Here is an 18,131-nt window from a genome sequence, read left to right as displayed (position 1 = left end):
GCGCGACGATGAATTTCTGAACCGGAAAAACTGCGCTTGTGCAGCGAGATGCTTTGGCTCCAGCCGGGGCATCGATCCAGTTCTCATTCATCATCATTGAAGGAGCAACACCATGGCACTGGACGAGTACGAGAAGGATCAGCAGCAACACCAGAACCTTGACCCCATCACTGACGCGCCGGGCGCGCACCCGGTGGGCACCGGTCTCGGCGCTGCGGCGGGTGGTGCAGCGGCAGGTGCTGCCGCTGGTGCATTCGGCGGCCCGGCAGGTGCCGTGGCCGGTGCAGTGGTCGGCGCCGTAGCTGGCGGGCTTGGCGGCAAGGCCGTGGCCGAAGCCATCAACCCGACCGCGGAAGAAGCCTACTGGCGTCAGCAATACACGCGGGAGCCGTATTACCAGACGGGCCGCAGTTTCGACGACTATGCGCCCGCCTACCGGCTGGGCTTGTACGGGCGCACCAACTACACCGGCACATTTGACGACGCGCAAACCGACCTCGCCGTTCACTGGGACGGCCGCAAGGACAGCTCCAACCTGAGCTGGCCGGAAGCCGAGGCCGCCAGCCGCGCGGCCTGGATGCGGGTTGACGACCAACTCTCGCCCAGCACCATCTCCGGGCAGGTTGAGGACAACGACGACGTGATTGACATACTCAACGACCTCGTCGAGTCGTGCCGGGATGGCGAATATGGCTTTACTGCCTGCGCGGAACATGTGAAAGCGCAAGATGTCAAAACCCTGCTGCTGCGCCATGCCGACGAATGCCGCGGCGCTGCGGCCGAGCTGGCAACGCAGATCCGCCAGCTGGGTGGCGAACCAGACGAGGGCGGCACCGTCAGCGGCGCCATGCACCGCGGCTGGGTGTCTGTGCGCGGGACCCTAGCGGGTTACAGCGACCTGGCCATGCTCAAGGAGTGCGAACGCGGTGAAGACGCGGCGGTCGCCCGCTACCGCAAGGCGCTCAAGGAGAACCTGCCGCTCGCGGTGAAACACTTGGTGCAACGGCAGGCTCAGGGCACGCAACGCAACCATGACCAGATTAAGGCCATGCGTGACGCGCTGAACACTGCCTCCTGACGCCGCAGGCGTAAAAAAAGCTGGCAGCGTGCCAGCTTTTTTTTGCCCGTAGCGCAGTAGGAAACCAGCCAGTGCCCAGCACTTACCGTGCGACAAAGGGCCGAACACGCTATGGATTAGATAGCTACCAGCCAACGTGTGGCAAGGGCTAGAGGCTGTTTTTGCTAATTTTTCAGCTTGCTGCCGCAGTCCACCTGGGCATTCAGCACGGTGCCCTGTGCGCTGAAATTGCTGTCCGTCACCTTGCAGTTTGAGGCCTTTTCAATCGCCTTGACCAGGACGGCTGTCTTCTCCGGGCCTTCCGCCAGGCCACGTGGAGCGTGTGCCAACCAGGTGCTGGCAGTGATCTGCTCTATCCGATAGGTCTGGCCGTCGAGCTGCACGGTTTGCGGGGGCGACTCAGCTTGCCGTTCCTGCAGGCCGCAGCCGGTCAGCATCCCGGACAGGCCAGCGCAGGCCAGGCTCAAGAGCCAAAGGGTGGGGCGTGAGTTGTCAGATTTCAAAGGTGTACCGTTGCGGGCTCAGGCTTGCCTTGGGCTCAGGAACCAGGGTTGGCTTGTCGGGTACTTTTGATTGCGGGCACCCAGCGAGCAGGCCCAAAACAAGCAGGGCGGGCAGGGCAGTCAACAAATGCTTCATGGCGTGCTCCGGAGGCAAGAGGCAGAAGGAAAAGAATCCACTCAGCGCCAGGACGCGCTCGGGTCGATGGGAATTTCAACTGAAGATACGACGCGGCCGCCCGGGTAAACACCCGCCCCCGCGCCGACCGCTTGTCAGCGCGCTGCCCATGCCCTTGTGATGCTGCACCTACAGCCGTCTCTAGCCCTGAGGCTCAAGCGGCGCGGCGCTTGCTGGGTGTCGCTTTGCCGGCGGCCTTGGCGGCAGGTTCGGCGCGGGCCTTTGTTTTGGCCGGCGCCTTGCCGGTATCTGCTCCCTTGCTGCGCAGGCTGCGCTGCAGCAATTCGGTCAGGTCGATGATCTGCGCGCCGCCGCGGCCTGGCTCTTCCTCCTGCGGCTGTAGCACGGTTTCAGTCTTGCCCGCTTTCACTTTTTTCTCGACCAGGGCCATGATCTCGTCCTTGAAGGAGTCGCGGAATGCCTCGGGCTTCCATTTCGACGTCATGTCGTCCACCAGCTGTTTGGCCATGGCGAGTTCCTTCTCTTTGAGGCCGGCCGCCTTGGCGCCTTCGGGCGGCAGGCTCAGGCCTTCCCACGAGCGGATGTCTGCACCCCAGCGCATGAGGTTGAGCACCAGACCCGGCCCCGAGGGCACCAGCACCGCCAGGTGCTGCTTGGTCTGGATCACCACACGGGCAATGCCGACGCGCCCGGTTTTCAGCAGTGTGTCGCGCAGCAGGGCGTACACCTTTTGCCCCTTGTTGATCGGTGCCACGTAATAAGGTCGCTCCAGGTAGACAAACGGGATTTCCGTGTTGTCCACAAAGGTTTCGATCTCTATGGTCTGCGCGGTCTTGGGGTAGGCCGCGGCAATTTCTTCGTCGCTCAGGATGACGTACTGGTCATCGTCATAAGCCAGGCCCTTGACGATGTTTTCCTTGGTGATTTCCTTGCCGGTTTTCTTGTTGATGCGTTTGTAACCGACCGGGTCCATGGTGCGTTTGTCGAGCCAGTCGAAATCTAGCCCGCTCTCCGAGGTGGCCGAATGGAGGGCCACGGGAATGTGCACCAGCCCGAAACTGATGGCGCCTTTCCATAAAACGCGGGGGCCTGTTGCCATGGTGAAAACCTTCAGGTGTGGGATGTCCAGAAACCGAGTCTATTTTTTTGCCTGAGTCCGCGTGTCGGTGCGCGTCGGCGGCCGCGGTAGGACGACGGCGCCATCAGGCCATGCCTATGCGTTTTCATTCGCTATGAAATTGGTAGCTATCCGCAGCCGTACATCAAGGGCTGGAGCCCGATTTTCTTTCAATTTTTGGCGCTCGGCCTGTCAACAGGGGCCAACAGCGTCTAAGATTGAAAGTCCATTTAGCCTCTTCCCTTTTATCGGAGACAACCATGACGACCCATGCCCGCTACACCTTTCGTTCTGCTCTGGTGGTAACTGCCGCCTTTGTTCTGCTGGCTGGCTGCAAGCTCATGCCGGCGCCGCAGTCCAACCTGGCGACCTTCACCACGCAGATGCGCGGTGCCAACGAAGTGCCGCCAGCCGCCTCCAACGCCAACGGTCAGGTCGATGCCGTGCTGAACAAGGACACCCGGTTGCTGCGCTGGCAGCTGAGTTATTCCGGCCTCAGCGGCGCGGCAACAGCGGGCCACTTTCACGGCCCGGCAGCCATAGGCGCCAATGCGGGTGTTGCATTGCCCTTCACAGGTTCCGTCACCAGCCCCATGTCCGGCCAGGCCACACTGACTCCCGCTCAGGCCGACGACCTGATGGCTGGCAAGTGGTATGCCAACATACACACCGCCAAATTTCCGGCCGGTGAAATTCGCGGGCAAATGACACTGCGACCCTGAGCCGCGTGCACAGCCGACCCTCTTCGCCCCGGGGCCGGTGTGGACGGCCTCCTACACTCGCTGCCTCCGGCCGACGACACCTTCTGCGGGGTGGTGGCCTTACCGTGTGATGAGCCGGAACCACGCTGCCTGACAGCGCACACGGCCGTCATTCAAGGACTTCATCATGCCGACAAAACTCTCCACCTTTCTTGTGTCAGCCTGGCTGCTTGTGAGCGCTTCGGCCGTATTGGCCCAGCCCGCCGCCATGGAAGACAAGCTGCTTGAACGCGGCGCAACGGAAGACACCACCCCGCAGCAGAAATACCGCACCGCCATCAACGAGGCCGGCGGGGGCTACAAGCTTTACCTGGAAGAATGCGCCAGCATGGCTGCCGCCGAGCGCACAGCTTGCCGGCGCGAAGCCAAGGCGGTGTATGACCGCGACATGGCTGCAGCGCGGCAGATACTGCGCAAATAAATACGGAGGAAATAGGGAAGGGGAGGCGGGCGCCGTCAAAGTGGCCCGGCGCTTCCTCACCTTTCGCATCAGCCGCTGCAGGTCAGCGGCTTTTTCATGGGTGCCTGCGCGAGCACAAACACAAGTGTGCGGCGCGAACCTGGTTCGGGGCTTAGTCCGCCGCCTGCTGGCGCTGGTGCTCGCTGCGTTTCATCGTTAGGTAGGCCGTGCGGTCAATCTCGTGCAGCTGGCGCGGATAACGCTCCGTCGCCTCGAACCAGTGGTGCAGCCGCTTTTCCAGCTGTTCGGCAGGCGGCGCGGCCAGCGAAGCCAGGTAGGCGTCAATCGCCAGGTAATAACGCATGGTGTTGCGTTCCACCGCACCCCGCATGCCGTCCACAGGGGTTTTCTGCCCTCCGTTTTCTACCTGGGTGAACCCCGTTTTGCCGCTGCCCACCGTGGCCAGGTAGCCCTGCATGGCAATGCGCCCCGCCATGCCGTAGCCATAGGAATACTGCAGGTGCATGAAGGTCTTGCCGCCGGCTATCGGCGCTACCCGCAAATTGATGCGGTAGTTGTGCGTGCCCAGCGGGCCCTTGTCCGCATTGAGCTGCGCCGCCATGTAATCGGGCGTGGCGCTCGCCACCTTGAAGTCGAACGCCAGTTTGTACGCGTCCTTGATCTCCTGCCTGTTTTTCTTGCCGATGCTGACCTCCAGCACCGAGGGGCTGCTGTCGCCCTCGGCCCGGCAGAATTTGGTGTTCAGGTGCAGCATCAGCATGTCGCACCAGTTCTCGGGGTTTTTGAATGCCGCATTCACCGTTGCAAACGGGTAATTGATGACTGCATAAGCATTGCCATTGACCGCATCGGACGATTCAGACGACTCAATCACCAGCGGCCGCTGGAACTCATTGCGTGCCAGTTGCGCGTTGAGGGCTGTGTATTTGGCCTGCAGCGCCGCAGCGCCTGATTCGGCCGGGGCCGCCAGTGCGCTGCCGGCGCAGGCCGTGATGGCCAGCAGGCCAGCTGCGGCTTTCAGGGCAATTGATTTCTTGCGTAGTTGGTGCATCGTGACAGTTTGACGGCTGATAAGGCGGTGGTTGGCGGTTTGCTCCCTTGTCTTACATAGCTTGGGGTTGCTTGGGAAAGTTAAAGGGGTGGAGCCCGACAGGACAGTCCTAGGCCAGCATTGGTGTTACAGAAGAAAGGTACTGAATGCCGGTGTCGCGAAGCGGATTGACCCAAATGTCTGTATGTTTAAATTGCGCACCCATAACGGAGTGCCTATGCAGCTCAAAGGTCTAAATACAACGACTTTAATCATGTGCGTGCTGAATCTAGCGGGCTTTGTCGTCGTTGACTGGGATTCCCCCGAGGTTGGAATTCTTGCGGCTTTTTACGGATCAATCATCGCTGCAACTTTTATCGTCCTCTGGTACTACTGGAAGCGAAAGAACTGGGCGCGCATTCTAGTATTGATAGGGGCTGGTCTTGCTGTAATTAATATGTACTTCATTGCAGAAATGACGCTCTTGGAGCAAGCGGTCACCGTATCCGAATTTGTTTTCGGGGTGTTCATGTTGTGGTGGCTAAATACGAAGGTAGTCCGAGCGTACTTCAAGACCTCGCAGATCTAGGAAGGGCTGATCAATTCATAAACTTGGTCCAAAAGACGATATGTAGGCTGGCCCGGTTGGGAAAACGCGCATTTCGCATTTCAACTGGTATGTGATGAAGTTTGCGCGCTCAGATCTGGTGGCGCATGACCGTGCCCCGCTTATTGTCCCCCCGCGTTCAGTCCAGGTACTTCCCACCATTGATCGACAACGTGATGCCGGTGATGAAGCTTGCGTCGTCGGCGGCGAGGAAAACGACCGCGCGGGCAATCTCTGCCGGGGTGGCCAGGCGGCCGGCTGGCACGGTTTTCAGGATCTGCTCCAGCACCTCGGGCCGCACCGCGCTGACCATGGCGGTGTCGGTGTAGCCGGGTGCGATGACATTGGCCGTGATGTTGCGGGAAGCGCCCTCGAGCGCCAGCGCCTTGGTGAAGCCGATCATGCCGGCCTTGCTGGCGGCATAGTTCACCTGGCCGATCTGGCCCGCCAGGCCGTTGACCGACCCCATGTTGATCACGCGGCCGAAGCGGCGTTCACGCATGCCCTCGATCACCGCGCGGCACATGTTGAAGCAGCCACCCAGGTTGACATCGATGACCTCGCGCCACTGCTGCGCCGTCATTTTGTGAAGCATCGCATCGCGCGTGATGCCGGCGTTGTTGACAAGCACATCCACCGGGCCGAGTACGGCCTCGACCTGTGCTACACCGAAAGTGCAGGCGGCGGCATCGGCGACGTCCCAGGTAAACGTGGCAATGCCGGTGCGAGCGCTGAATGCCTCTGCCGCTGCATGATTGCCACCGTAATTTGCAGCCACGCGGTAGCCAGCGGCAAGCAGGGCTTCGGCTGTGACTGCCCCGATGCCGGCGGTGCCGCCGGTGACCAGTGCGACACGCATGTCAGGCCTCCTGAGCGAGGTAGCGACTTGCCGGCACGAGGCCCGCAACTGGCAGGGTTTCAAGGGGTTGTGCGTTTATTGGCATGATTTCCTCCGATTCCGGTTGGCATCATCACACAGGAGTAGGCGTTTTCATGCTACTGGGGGAGGGTGAGTTCGTCCAGTATTGAGGTGCATCAAGAAGAAAGCGAGAAAGCGCGGCCCGGCGTTTTATTTTCGATCTGCTTGCGGCGGGATGAGCGGATTCTCGATGGGCGCTGACTTCGGCTCTTTGCCGCTATTGGAGTAGGAGAGAAGGAGATTTCGCTGTTGTTCCGGCGATTTGGTTCATACTAATGAAAACTGCTTAACGCAGACCGCTTTTGAACGGCTTCCGCCGTACCGCAAGCTGTGCAGCCCGCAACTAGTGAGGAAAGGTACCGCCTGGGCATGAACCACAGACATAGTGATGTGTTGGCCTTGCGCGCACTGGCCCCGCTGTGCTTACGCTCTGTTTCGCGGCTGAAACAGTTTGTGGTTCCTGCCGGGGAGGTTCAGGGGTGACCCGCGACGAGGAACTGTTTCAGGCGAACGAGCGACTGGCAGCTCAGGCGCTGGAATTGTCCAGGCAGCAGCTTGCCCTGGAGGCCCTCAGGACCGAAGTCCAGAACCTGCGCAGCCTGGCGGCCATCTCTGGCTACTGGTACTGGGCGCAGGACACCGATTACCGTTTCACCGAATTTGCCGCCGCCCGCGACGCGGGCCTGCCAGAGTCCACCGCCACGAACGACGCCATTGGCCGTTGCCCCTGGGACTTGCCGGGCATCGTTCCCGTGGGCACGTCATGGGAGGCGCACCGTGCGGTGCTGGATGCCCGTCAGCCCTTCCGGGATTTCGAGTACATGCGGCCGCTGGCGGGTGAACTGCCGCGTTATTTCTCCGTGTCCGGCATGCCGCTGTTCGACAAACTGGGCCAGTTCATGGGCTACCGTGGCACGACGCACGACATCAGTGACCGTAAACGCTCGGAAGAAGCCCAGCGGCAGGCCACGGTTTTTCTTGACCTCGTGCTCGACAACATCCCGTTTGCCTTTCATATGATGTCAGTGGAGGAAGGGCACCCGGTGGCGATGTGGAACCAGGCGGCCCAGGCACTTTTTGGCCTGAAACCTGAGGAAACGATAGGCCGCACGGTTTACGAACTCTGGCCCAGGGACGCGGAGCGCATGCACGCAGCCGACCAGGAGGCGATTGACAGCGGCGAGCCGCAGGACCTTCCCGATCGCGTAATCCCGACCCCACACCGCGGCCTCATTCATGTCCACCTGCGCAAGGTGCCGTTGAAAGACGCCAGCGGCGTGGTGACACATCTCCTGATCAACTCCGAGGACATCACCGACCGCCTGGCCGCCGAGGCCGACCTGCGAAGCAGCCAGGAGCGGTTTCGCAGCCTGAGCCAGCTTTCTTCGGACTGGTACTGGGAAGTGGACGATCAGTTTCGCTTTACCGTGCTGTCCGGCGGCACGACGGACGAGGTCAAGGCCTCGATCGCCAGGTTTCTGGGCAAGGCCCGCTGGGAAATCGGCCGCACGCCGGGTGACCAGGCTGTTTGGGCTGCGCATCGTGCGGTGCTCGAAAGACATGAAACCTTCCGTGATTTTGAGTACGAACGGGAGGACGACGACGGCCGACGGGTTTTGTGCATCAGCGGCGAGCCCGTTTTTGATGCTGATGGCAAATTCACCGGGTACCGCGGCGTAGGCACCGATATCACGGCACGCAAGCAGGCGGAGGCCGGTTTGCGGGCCAGTGAAACGCGCTTTCGCACCGTTATCGCGGTGCTGGCAGAAGCCGTTTTGCTGCGAGACGCCGATGGGAAAATAGTCGATTGCAATGCAAGCGCTGAACGTATCCTCGGGCAAACGCTGGCACAAATGAAAGGGTCGCTCACTGTCGATTTGGGATGGCAGATGCTGCGTGAAGATGGCTCACTCCTGCCCGAGGAGGAGCGCCCCAGCACGATTGCCATACGCACCGGCCGGCCGCAGTCGAACGTGGTGATCTGTTATCGCAAGCCCGACGACAGTACTCTTTGGGTGCTGCTGAACCTGCAGCCCCTGTTTGAACGGGGTCCGGGTGCGCCTTCCGGATTTGTCACCACCATCACCGATATCAGCAAGCGAAAACGTGACGAAATGGAGATCGTCCGGCTCAACGTGGACCTGGAAAACAGGGTGCTGCGCAGGACGATCCAGCTGGAGGCAGCCAACAGGGAGCTCGAGGCGTTTTCCTATTCCGTGGCGCACGATTTGCGCTCCCCGCTGAGCACCATTGATGGTTACTCTGCACTGCTGCAAAAAGCCCTGCCTCCCAATTCCGGCGAACGCACGGACCATTACCTGACCCGCATACGCACCGGCGTGCAGCGCATGGGAGAACTCACCGACGGCCTGCTGTCCCTGGCCAAGCTGTCGCGCACCAGCCTCAACTGGAAATTGCTGGACCTCAGCGAAGAGGCCGCAAAAATCATTCGGCAATGGGCTGAGAGCGACCCTTCCCGGTTGGTGAAAGCAACGATCGAACCGGACATGACAGTGCGCGCCGACCGCACGCTGCTGCGCCAGGTATTGGAGAACCTGATTGCCAATGCCTGGAAATTCAGCTCCAAGAAGCCCCTGACCGAGATTTCCGTCGGCAGGGAAAGCGGCGCCGATCAGGAGGTGGTCTATTTTGTCAGGGACAACGGCGCGGGCTTCGACATGGCCTATGCGGACAAGCTCTTTGGCACGTTCCAGCGCCTCCATTCGCCCGAGGAATTTGCCGGTAGCGGCATTGGCCTGGCAACGGTCAAACGCATCATCATCCGTCACGGAGGCAGGATCTGGGCCACCTCAGCGGTGGGCGAGGGGAGTACTTTTTATTTCACCATCGGGAGCGAGGAGAAAATTGCCGCACCGGAGGCCGACACGCTGGATGACGCGCGCATTGCCCTGGCGCAAGCCCCGCGGTCCCGCTATCTGTTCCAGAGTGGTGCCACCAGGGTACCTATCAGCAGCGACAACGACGCTTACACCATCCGCGACCAGCAGTTCAGCAACGCCTTCGAACATGCAGCCATCGGCATGGCGCTGATCGCTGTCGATTCGCGGCGGCTCCGGGTCAACAGTGCCTTCTGCCAGATGCTGGGTTACTCCGAAGCGGAGATGATGTCGCGCACCATCCACGACATCACCCACCCCGATGACATCGAGTGGGACCTGGTGCAACGAGCCAGGGCGCTTGCGGGCGAAATTGAAACCTACCAATGGGAAAAGCGCTACATCCATCGCTCGGGCAGCACGGTCTGGGGTTATCTCAGTTGTTCTCTGGTGCGCGACTCTGACCGCCAGCCCCTGCACTTCATCGTGCAGATACAGGACATCACCGAGCGCAAGTTGACCGAGCAGGTATTGCGCGAAAGCCAGGAGCGCTTCCGTACGCTCACCGAGCTGTCGTCCGACTGGTTCTGGCAACAGGACGAAAACTTCCGATTTGTTCAGGTGACGGGTGAGGCGCCCCACATGACTGCCATTTCCCGCGTGGCAATAGGCAAGACGCCCTGGGAACTGAACCATGTTGGCATGGACGACAGTATCTGGGCGACTCACAGGGCCCGGCTCGAACGGCATGAGCCTTTCCGCGACATTGAAATTCCCCAGCGTGATCGCAAGGGCGGGGTCCGCTACATCAGTATTAGCGGGGCGCCTATTTTCGACGCATCCGGGCGCTTTATCGGCTACCAGGGAACGGGCCGCGATAACACCGAAATGCGCCGGGTCACCGAAGCCCTGCGCGTGAGCGAAGCGCAGCTGCGAGACATCACCGACACCTTGCCGGCAAACATTTCTTACGTGGATGCCAACCAGCGTTACCACTTTCACAACCGCGCCTATGCAGAGGGCCTGGGTTTGTCGCGCGAGGAGATCGATGGAAAAACCATGCAGGAGGTGCTGGGTGAAGAAGGGTATGCGCTTGCGCGGCCCTGGATCGAGGAAGTCCTGTTGGGCTACCCGGTGACTTTCGAGCGCCACCGGAAAACGCCGAATGGGGACTTCCGGGACTTCATCGTCAACTATTTCCCGCGTTATGGCGATGGTGCGGAAGAAGGCCGGGTCATCGGGTTTTATGCCCTGGGCACGGATGTCACCGAGCTCAAGCGCGTTGACCGCATGAAAACCGAGTTTGTTTCCACGGTCAGCCACGAGCTGCGCACGCCGCTCACGTCCATTCGCGGCTCCCTGGGCTTGATCTCTGGCGGCGTCGCCGGCGAGCTGCCGGAGGCGGTCAAGACACTGGTGGGCATTGCCAGGAACAACTGCGAACGCCTGATCCGCCTGATCAACGACATCCTGGACATCGAGAAAATCGAGTCCGGCAAGATGCGCCTGGATTTCCAGGTGGTCGAACTCAAGCCCCTGCTGGTGCAGGTGCTGGCAGCCAACGAAGGTTTTGGTGCTGCGCAAAACGTCAGTCTGAAGCTACATTTCCCCGACCAGGACTTGTGGCTTCGCGTCGACAGCGACCGCCTGGCCCAGGTCATGACCAACCTGCTGTCCAACGCGATGAAATTTTCACCGCCTGGCGGCGTAGTGGATGTTCATGTTTCACAGGCCGGGCTCGGCGTGCGGGTAGAGGTGCATGACCATGGGCCGGGCATTCCGGCGGAGTTCAGCAAGCGCATCTTCCAGAAGTTTTCCCAGGCCGACTCGTCCGACGCCCGGGTGAAAGGCGGCACCGGGCTGGGCCTGAACATTTCCCGGGCCATCATCGAACGCCTGGGTGGCAGCATAGGTTTTGAAACCGGGGCCGGCACGGGAACCACCTTTTATTTTGAGCTGCCAGAGTGGAAAAAATTGCTCGCTCTGGTGCCTGACGCGCATGCAAGCACGGGGCCGGTTCGTCCACGCATCCTGATCTGTGAGGATGACCAGGACATTGCACGCCTGATCAGCATGATGCTGGACAAGGGCGGGTTCGACGCCGACACGGCGTACTCCGCAGCGCAGGCGCTGGAACACCTGGCCCAGACTTCCTACGCCGCCATGACGGTGGACCTGAAACTTCCTGACCAGGACGGCATCACGCTGATCCGCCACCTGCGCGCGCAGGACGGCACGAAGGATTTACCCATCGTGGTGGTCTCAGCCGAGGCCGATCAGGGGCAGATCCAGTTCAACAACCAACTCCTGTCCGTGTCGGAGTGGCTGGAAAAGCCGATCAACGAGAACCTGCTGGTGCTCAGTCTGAGGCGCGCGATAGCCGGGGCAGAAGGCAAGCCGAGAATCCTGCACATCGAAGACGATCTGGATATCCAGCGCATCACCGCAGCCATCGCGCAGGACTTCGCCACTTTTGAATTCGCCGCCACACTGCAGGAAGCCCGTACACGTCTGGCGGCTCAGACCTTCGATCTGGTCCTGCTGGACCTGAGCTTGCCCGAAGGGTCCGGCTGGGACTTGCTGGCCGATATCGCGTCACTCAAGCCGCCCCCACCCGTGGTGGTTTTCACCGCCGGCGAGGTGGAGCGGGAGCAGGGCGCGCAAGCCGCCGCCGTGCTTGTGAAGTCGCAGACATCTAACGCCGAACTGCTGGCAACCTTGCAGCGTGTGCTGGCGAGGGATTGAGCAAAGGCGCATCGGCGTCAAGCGTGGGCCGCGCTAGCCTGGGGCCGCTCCCAGAAGTGCTCCCGCCACTGAGCATCTAGAGGGGTCTGCGCGACGTGATTGACATAGTTGGTCAGCGTCTTCAGCGCCGCCCAACCAATCACCTCAAGCAGCTGGCCTTTCGAATAACCCGCTTCGAAGAATCGGTTTTTCTCGGCGGCTGGAGCCTCCTCAAAACCCGGGGCGGTTCATGATCAGCCGCGATCGACCGACGGGCCGCAGCGTGTATCGGAGCGTTTCCGCAACTTTCGGTCGCTGGTCGATGCACACTTTCACGAGTGGCACCATGTCGCACGCTATTCGCATGCGATGGCATGCTCCGAACGCACGCTCACACGAGCGTGCCTCGACGCCGCCGGCATCGGTCCCAAGGCCTTCATTGCGGTGCGTGTCACATTGGAAGCCAAGCGTTTGCTGGTGCATACGGAATTGCCGGTCGGCGCCGTCGGCGCACGGGTTGGCTTCGACCACGCAACCAACTTCGTCAAGTTCTTTCGCGGTGCTGAGGGATGTACCCCCGGAGAGTTCCGGCGGTGACAGGTGGGTGCAACAGGGCGGGAACCGGCCTGAACGCAGCTGCATTTCACCACGACCCCTGCACCGCTCCTCGAAGTATGGGAACGGAGGATGAGAGGCTGCAACTTAGGGCACCAACAGCACTCGACCGCTTATGCCTCCACGCTCCAGCAGCAGATGCGCTTCTGCGGCGCTCTGCATCGGAAAAACCTGATAGTCAGGAACGCGGATCGACTGCGTACGCAGCCAATCTGAAATTCGCGCCATTGCCACTCGAAGATCTTTTCCTTCAAGCGTTTCAGTGGAATAGCCAGTCAAGGTCACCGGCCGAATCAGTTGCCAAGCGTCAAGCGAGACATCACCACCACCGACCGCGCCTACCAATACCAGCGCCCCCCGCTCGCGCAGTGCCTGGACACACGCGTTGAACAGCGGTCCCCCCACGCTGTCCAGCACAGCGTCAACACTGGCGGTGGCCAGCGAAGGTGGGCTGTCGCGCTCGACCACGATCACCTCATCCGCTCCGAGGTCGCGTACATACTGTGCTTGCGTAGGTCGCGCAACAACGCCCGTCACCGATGCGCCCAGAGCCCTTGCAATGGATACTGCGGCAGAGCCCACGCCACCCGCGGCGCCCGTCACAAGTACCCGGCGGCCGTCCACAGGTCCCATTCGCCGGATTCCTTCGAATGCGGTGACCGCGCCAAGGCCCAACGAAGCCATCGCTAACGGATCAACAGTGTCCGGGACCAGTGCGAGCGCGTCGACATCGACAGTCACAAAATCCGCATAGCTTCCTGTACGTTCCGCGCGAACGCCACCAAGGCCCTGCATCAGGGTAATGACGGTTTGGCCTACAGACCAGTTGGAAACCGACGACCCGATGTCACTTATCCGACCGATAACCTCAACGCCGGGAACATAGGGAAACGGATGCGCCTTTCTTATCGGCCAGGTTCCTGCCCGAATTTTCAAGTCTGTGTGATTGACGGCGGCCGCGATGGTCTGGATCCGCACTTCACCGGGTGCGAGAGTGGGCATAGCCATATGACCGGGCACAAGGACGCTGGGCGGACCGTAACCAAGAATCTGCATGACACGAGTGTTTTTCATACGATCGATTTTGTTCCCTAAACCAATGGTGCGCGAACGTCATCCGCCCGGTCCGCCTCAACCGTTTGGCCAGGTGGCCAAAGTGCCACTCATTCACCTCTCCGTGTTTAGCTACCAGGGGACTATTGCATGACGGACAAAAGCAGCCGCATGCAGCTCCCCGTGGAACCTCGCCGATGAATCGCTTCGCACCCTCGGCCGTTCAGTCCGGCAGCGGGGCGCGTAAAGAAGTTTCTGACACAAACGTATAGAAGTTTATAAAGGCTGCTTAACCGAGGGATTCTTTTTCACACTGGTCTACATCTGAATATTATTTAACATAATATACATCGTGGAACATCAAGAAAAAGCCTGCCAGGGGGCGCCAGTGCCTCGCTGACCGGCTTGAACACGCTCGGCGGCTGCGTGCGCTGCTGTCTGAAACCGGCCTGCGCTTGCCCGAGGCGGCGAAGCATCTGCATGTCTCGCTGCGGACTTTACAAAATTGGCTGAGCGGTCGCCATCAGATTCCTTGGATGGTTTTTAGAGTGTTGCGCCTTGAGCGTTACGTGGAGCTTCCGGGCAAAGAATGGGCTGGTTGGTCTTTCAGTCGTGGTCAACTGGTCACTCCAGAGGGCCGCACGATAGCGGGCTCAGAGGGTGCGTGGTGGTCTTTGCTGGTCCGGCAGGCTCAGTGTTTCGGCTCCATGTACAGAAAATCCGGCCAGCTTGAGCGGGCCTTAGCTGAGCTGACAGCCCTGACTGGCCGGGCCGTTGACTTATCCGTCCTACCCATTTCGGTGGGAGGGAGTGCCGGCAGACCCGCCAAGGGGGGCCCCGGCACGGGGGGCACTTGGCGGGTCGGACGGGACGTCCCCGGCAGCAAAGCTGGCGGGGCGGCGCAGCCGCCCGCCTTAATTTATCTTAAGAACACTACTCGACCAAAGCAACAAACCGGCGTGTTCTCGCCGTTGCCTGCTATCAGTTCGATAGCGAATAATTTCACATCGTAAAAAGGAGGTCAATATGGGTAATTTGAGTCGTGGGCAAAAGCGGGTGGCGTCGTCCCCTGGAGGCTTCGATGGGTTGACCGCTGCACGGTCAGGTTCGCTCCTGGGCGGGCTTATGGGCAGGCTTGAGCCTATCCCTCAGTCCAGCTTGCGGGCGGCTCCAAAGGCCGTTCAGGAGGCTGTTCAGGTTGTTCAGGACTATGCAGATTCGCTTGCCGTGCCTCGGGCTCGAGGGGAGGTCAAACCCGTCAAGTAGGCGGGGATGCAAATTTAATCGGGGCGGGCTCGCGGTGACACGCATGCCCTCCCCTGACCAAAAACGAACTATTAAGGAGTTCCAGAATGGCTGAATCGGAGTTTACGGGAAGCGCTGCCGTGCATTGGCAGATGTTTAACGCTGTGGGCGATGGTGCTCGTCTCAATGCGGAGTTGGTCGGGCAGTTGGGGCGGAGTGCCGCCCTTCTTCTGCGTGTTGCAAAGGCCAGTCCTTCGCCAGACGCGCGTGTGGTTGAGCAGTGGCTATCCACGTTGGTGGGCGTAGCTGCTCTGGCATGCGGTGCCCTGGATGACTTGGGATCGGCCAGTTACACCTGCTTGGTGGATGAGCCGCAATGAGCGCCTTTACCGATCGCGTTTATGCGGAATTCCTTGCTCGCAATGGCGGCTCTGGTCGTCCTCCTCGCCTTGCTCCACGCTCTCGGGTCACGGTCAATGAGTACGCTGCCTGGCGCCGTCTTACCGGGCGTGACGGCTGCTCTTCCGGGGGTCTGGGGGTCACCCCAGGTAAGCGGAGCGAAGCTGCTCCCGAATCCAGCGTTCCTATGCCAGCTCTTGAGCAGGCCGCGGGTGTTGCCTGTCAAGGTGCTCCAAAGTCGCCCGGCGCGCCTTGATAAGCATCTTCCCTACGTGCTCAAAAAATTTGTTCTATTAATGAAGAAACTGCATTAATCTAAGGTCTATACATGTCCTATACATCGTGGAATGTGATCTATGCGATTTGATGGCTGCAGTTTTTGAGGTGCCAAAGGTCATAAAGTGGCGCGTCATTGGATGAATAGCCTTAAAGAATGTTGGATGCTTGATACTGAGCCTATTCCGATATAGGGCGCATGCGGGCTGATCAGGGTGATGCGTGTTGCTTAAGTTCGGGCGCACGCTCAACAATCATTTGTCCCAAGAATTGCGAGCCCAGTACGTTCAAGTGATTTGGGTCACGGTAGAGTATCTGATTGTTGCGGGTCATTCGGCATTCGGTTTCATCACAAAAACTCCTGCCAACCGTCAAGAAGCGCAGGCCGGGAACAGCTTTGGCGGAAGACTCAAGAATGGGCAAATAGGTTGTTGATTGGCTTTCAAATCGTCTCACACTATCTTCACACCTTAAAGAGCTCCCAATCCACCTTGAAAATTTGCACTCACTTGGCTGAAACGAGAAGTCTGGCACATCGTCGAGCAGGTATATCTTCTTTCCCGCCGTGGACAAGGCATTAAGTAACTGCTTCAGCTGAATCGGATCCGCTTGATTCGCCCAGTAGGCGGCGACAATGACTGTAGTTAGATTTTTCGTGCCAATGATGTGCTCAAGCGCTCTTTGGTGGGCGTGACGACCAAAATACGGTGCACCAGTATTTGTGTAGTAAACAAGATTTACATCTGGCATTGCTTCCGCTAAGCCAATAAAAATATGCTCGGCATGACTGTCCCCAAGTAAAGCAATGCTGGGCAGAGAGTCGCTACGGGATTGTTTACAACGACTGTAGCCATCGTAGTCCGTCGCATTTTCGTAAATGTCTGTAGGAGTGCAGGGAAAGAAGTGCTTGTCCATGTATTTGAAGAATGGTATATGCCCAATATCACCTTCTATCCGTGCACTAGAGATGTTAGCCAACTGCAATGGAATCGAATCTGTCTTGTAACCCATCAGGCTAGTGCAAACAAGAGCGGCCATTGCCGCGATAAGCACTACAACCTTTGGCGTTGTGTTCCCTGCCCGTCTTAAGGGGCGCTCTAACAGAGCATAAGTTGCCCCGGCCACGAATACTGAAACCATAACAACAGCGATGCGGTATCCAAGTGGTACTTCCGCACCCCAAATCAATCTCAAAAAATAGAGTAACGGCCAATGCCACAAGTACAAGCAATAGCTAATCAGACCCACTTGAACAAGTGCATCTCCGCCGAGCAACTTGCGGTTTAGCCATGATTGCGCCCCTCCCGCGATGATTAAAGCTGCACCTAGCGTTGGCGCTATAGCTCGGGCACCTGATTGCACCAGGTCCCGTGGCACCAGAAAAATCGAGGTGAGGATCAATGCAAAGCCAAATACCGAATACACATCGAGTTCGGAAAAGCTGCCCCTGTGATGCCTGGCAGTATGCCGAATGCTCTCGTTCTTAAGGAGCACTTCCGCAAGAACCGCCCCTATCAACAGTTCCCATATGCGTGTGTGGGGCAAGTAAAACGCTAAAGATGGGTCGGATAATGACGTATGCAAATTCATGGCAAACGAAATTGTGCAGATTACTGCAGTCCCCAGCAGGATGGATTTTCGCACTTTGATAAAAAAAACGACCATTACTGGCCAGAGCAAATAAAACTGCTCTTCAACGCCAAGTGACCAAAGATGCAGCAGCGGCTTTGTATCCGCTGAGGCGTCGAAATAACCGACGTCTGATGCGAATACGAAGTTCGCAACGAACATGGCACCACCCAATGCCTCTCGGTTTAGTTCCTTAAACTCTTCTCGAGTGAGTAAAAATGATCCGGTGAGAAAACAAGACACCAGAACAAGGAGTAAGGCTGGGAAGATTCTCTTGATGCGGTTGCTGAAGAACTCAACAAACGAAAACGTGCCCGACGAGAGCTGCGTAAGAATAATGGAAGTAATTAGAAACCCGGAAATGACGAAGAATACGTCAACGCCAAGAAACCCTCCAGGGAAAACTTCTGGGAATGCGTGAAATCCAACTACAGACAGAACGGCAAGTCCTCTCAGGCCATTGATGTCAGATCGAAGCGCTATGGCGCTCATTTCATCCCTTGCATATTTTCTCGGCGCTCGTCACGCTGCCGAAACTTCCGGAGCGGTTAAAGATGAGGGCTCCGGGCATGTAGACGGCCAGCCATAAAGTTGCAGATGGCCATAGTCGCTAAACTCGTTTTTCCAAAACGGTATAGCGATTTCCTTGAGGTCGTGCCAAGCTCGTTGTGAAGGGGCGTGGCGCACCAAGTTGGTAGTTATAACGTACCCCGAAATGCAGAAAAAGAGGTCTACGCCGCCCGCGAATGCGTGATTACCGCCGATGACTTCGAGCCATGCG

13 protein-coding genes are annotated in these 18,131 nt (G+C 59.0%); 6 read left to right on the top strand and 7 right to left on the bottom strand.

The features are described from left to right. Positions 1 to 112: 112 nt before the first annotated feature. Positions 113 to 1,078, top strand: coding sequence for a PA2169 family four-helix-bundle protein (locus ABI660_RS05525; protein ID WP_348065772.1), 966 nt, complete (start codon positions 113 to 115; stop codon positions 1,076 to 1,078). 164 nt (positions 1,079 to 1,242) lie between these two features. Here the strand turns inward: ABI660_RS05525 and ABI660_RS05520 are convergent, their stop codons facing one another. The 3 genes from ABI660_RS05520 to ABI660_RS05510 all read right to left on the bottom strand — a co-directional run bounded on the left by ABI660_RS05520 (position 1,243) and on the right by ABI660_RS05510 (position 2,816). Further along, positions 1,243 to 1,581 carry a hypothetical protein gene (locus ABI660_RS05520; protein ID WP_348065770.1) on the bottom strand — a complete coding sequence of 113 codons (339 nt, stop codon included), beginning with the start codon at positions 1,579 to 1,581 and terminating at the stop codon, positions 1,243 to 1,245. Next, the gene (locus ABI660_RS05515; protein ID WP_348065768.1) at positions 1,571 to 1,717 is read right to left on the bottom strand and encodes a hypothetical protein; all 147 of its coding nucleotides are present in this window, start codon (positions 1,715 to 1,717) and stop codon (positions 1,571 to 1,573) included. The genes ABI660_RS05520 and ABI660_RS05515 overlap by 11 nt, the downstream gene beginning before the upstream one ends. A 193-nt stretch (positions 1,718 to 1,910) precedes the next feature. Beyond that, positions 1,911 to 2,816 carry a Ku protein gene (locus tag ABI660_RS05510; RefSeq protein ID WP_348065766.1) on the bottom strand — a complete coding sequence of 302 codons (906 nt, stop codon included), beginning with the start codon at positions 2,814 to 2,816 and terminating at the stop codon, positions 1,911 to 1,913. A 278-nt stretch (positions 2,817 to 3,094) separates the two neighbouring features. Between ABI660_RS05510 and ABI660_RS05505 the strand changes: the two genes are divergently transcribed. Next, positions 3,095 to 3,556, top strand: a complete 462-nt coding sequence (locus ABI660_RS05505) for a CHRD domain-containing protein (protein ID WP_348065764.1) — start codon at positions 3,095 to 3,097, stop codon at positions 3,554 to 3,556. 166 nt (positions 3,557 to 3,722) lie between these two features. Further along, positions 3,723 to 4,016, top strand: coding sequence for a hypothetical protein (locus tag ABI660_RS05500; RefSeq protein WP_348065762.1), 294 nt, complete (start codon positions 3,723 to 3,725; stop codon positions 4,014 to 4,016). A gap of 151 nt (positions 4,017 to 4,167) precedes the next feature. Here the strand turns inward: ABI660_RS05500 and ABI660_RS05495 are convergent, their stop codons facing one another. Then, positions 4,168 to 5,067 (bottom strand): hypothetical protein, encoded by a 900-nt coding sequence (locus ABI660_RS05495; RefSeq protein WP_348065760.1) that lies wholly within the window; start codon positions 5,065 to 5,067, stop codon positions 4,168 to 4,170. 184 nt (positions 5,068 to 5,251) lie between these two features. On the opposite strand from ABI660_RS05495, the gene ABI660_RS05490 reads away from it, so the two are divergent. Next, positions 5,252 to 5,635 carry a hypothetical protein gene (locus ABI660_RS05490; RefSeq protein WP_348065758.1) on the top strand — a complete coding sequence of 128 codons (384 nt, stop codon included), beginning with the start codon at positions 5,252 to 5,254 and terminating at the stop codon, positions 5,633 to 5,635. 157 nt (positions 5,636 to 5,792) lie between these two features. Here ABI660_RS05490 and phbB read toward each other — a convergent pair whose 3' ends face one another. Further along, positions 5,793 to 6,512, bottom strand: coding sequence for an acetoacetyl-CoA reductase (phbB, locus tag ABI660_RS05485; protein ID WP_348065756.1), 720 nt, complete (start codon positions 6,510 to 6,512; stop codon positions 5,793 to 5,795). A gap of 539 nt (positions 6,513 to 7,051) precedes the next feature. Between phbB and ABI660_RS05480 the strand changes: the two genes are divergently transcribed. Further along, the gene (locus tag ABI660_RS05480) at positions 7,052 to 12,154 is read left to right on the top strand and encodes a PAS domain S-box protein (protein WP_348065754.1); all 5,103 of its coding nucleotides are present in this window, start codon (positions 7,052 to 7,054) and stop codon (positions 12,152 to 12,154) included. 348 nt (positions 12,155 to 12,502) lie between these two features. Beyond that, positions 12,503 to 12,730 (top strand): helix-turn-helix transcriptional regulator, encoded by a 228-nt coding sequence (locus tag ABI660_RS05475; protein WP_348065753.1) that lies wholly within the window; start codon positions 12,503 to 12,505, stop codon positions 12,728 to 12,730. A gap of 105 nt (positions 12,731 to 12,835) precedes the next feature. On the opposite strand, the gene ABI660_RS05470 is transcribed toward ABI660_RS05475, so the two are convergent. Then, on the bottom strand, positions 12,836 to 13,822 hold the full coding sequence (locus ABI660_RS05470; protein ID WP_348065751.1) for an NADP-dependent oxidoreductase: 987 nt from the start codon (positions 13,820 to 13,822) through the stop codon (positions 12,836 to 12,838). Between the two features lie 2,109 nt (positions 13,823 to 15,931). Beyond that, positions 15,932 to 17,842 (bottom strand): acyltransferase family protein, encoded by a 1,911-nt coding sequence (locus tag ABI660_RS05465; RefSeq protein WP_348065749.1) that lies wholly within the window; start codon positions 17,840 to 17,842, stop codon positions 15,932 to 15,934. Positions 17,843 to 18,131 lie beyond the last annotated feature (289 nt).

It is taken from the genome of Polaromonas sp. (assembly GCF_039930745.1).
In the GTDB taxonomy this organism is placed as follows: Bacteria; Pseudomonadota; Gammaproteobacteria; order Burkholderiales; family Burkholderiaceae_C; genus Polaromonas.
Note: the sequence above shows the minus strand (reverse complement) of the source record. Positions and strands in the feature narration are given on the sequence as shown.

Coding starts and splice junctions, on each gene's coding strand:
- ABI660_RS05515 (WP_348065768.1), bottom strand. CDS start 1,717: ATGAAGCATTTGTTGACTGCCCTGCCCGCCCTGCTTGTTTTGGGCCTG.
- phbB (WP_348065756.1), bottom strand. CDS start 6,512: ATGCGTGTCGCACTGGTCACCGGCGGCACCGCCGGCATCGGGGCAGTC.
- ABI660_RS05510 (WP_348065766.1), bottom strand. CDS start 2,816: ATGGCAACAGGCCCCCGCGTTTTATGGAAAGGCGCCATCAGTTTCGGG.
- ABI660_RS05505 (WP_348065764.1), top strand. CDS start 3,095: ATGACGACCCATGCCCGCTACACCTTTCGTTCTGCTCTGGTGGTAACT.
- ABI660_RS05490 (WP_348065758.1), top strand. CDS start 5,252: ATGTTTAAATTGCGCACCCATAACGGAGTGCCTATGCAGCTCAAAGGT.
- ABI660_RS05500 (WP_348065762.1), top strand. CDS start 3,723: ATGCCGACAAAACTCTCCACCTTTCTTGTGTCAGCCTGGCTGCTTGTG.
- ABI660_RS05495 (WP_348065760.1), bottom strand. CDS start 5,067: ATGCACCAACTACGCAAGAAATCAATTGCCCTGAAAGCCGCAGCTGGC.
- ABI660_RS05475 (WP_348065753.1), top strand. CDS start 12,503: ATGGCATGCTCCGAACGCACGCTCACACGAGCGTGCCTCGACGCCGCC.
- ABI660_RS05470 (WP_348065751.1), bottom strand. CDS start 13,822: ATGAAAAACACTCGTGTCATGCAGATTCTTGGTTACGGTCCGCCCAGC.
- ABI660_RS05465 (WP_348065749.1), bottom strand. CDS start 17,842: ATGAGCGCCATAGCGCTTCGATCTGACATCAATGGCCTGAGAGGACTT.
- ABI660_RS05525 (WP_348065772.1), top strand. CDS start 113: ATGGCACTGGACGAGTACGAGAAGGATCAGCAGCAACACCAGAACCTT.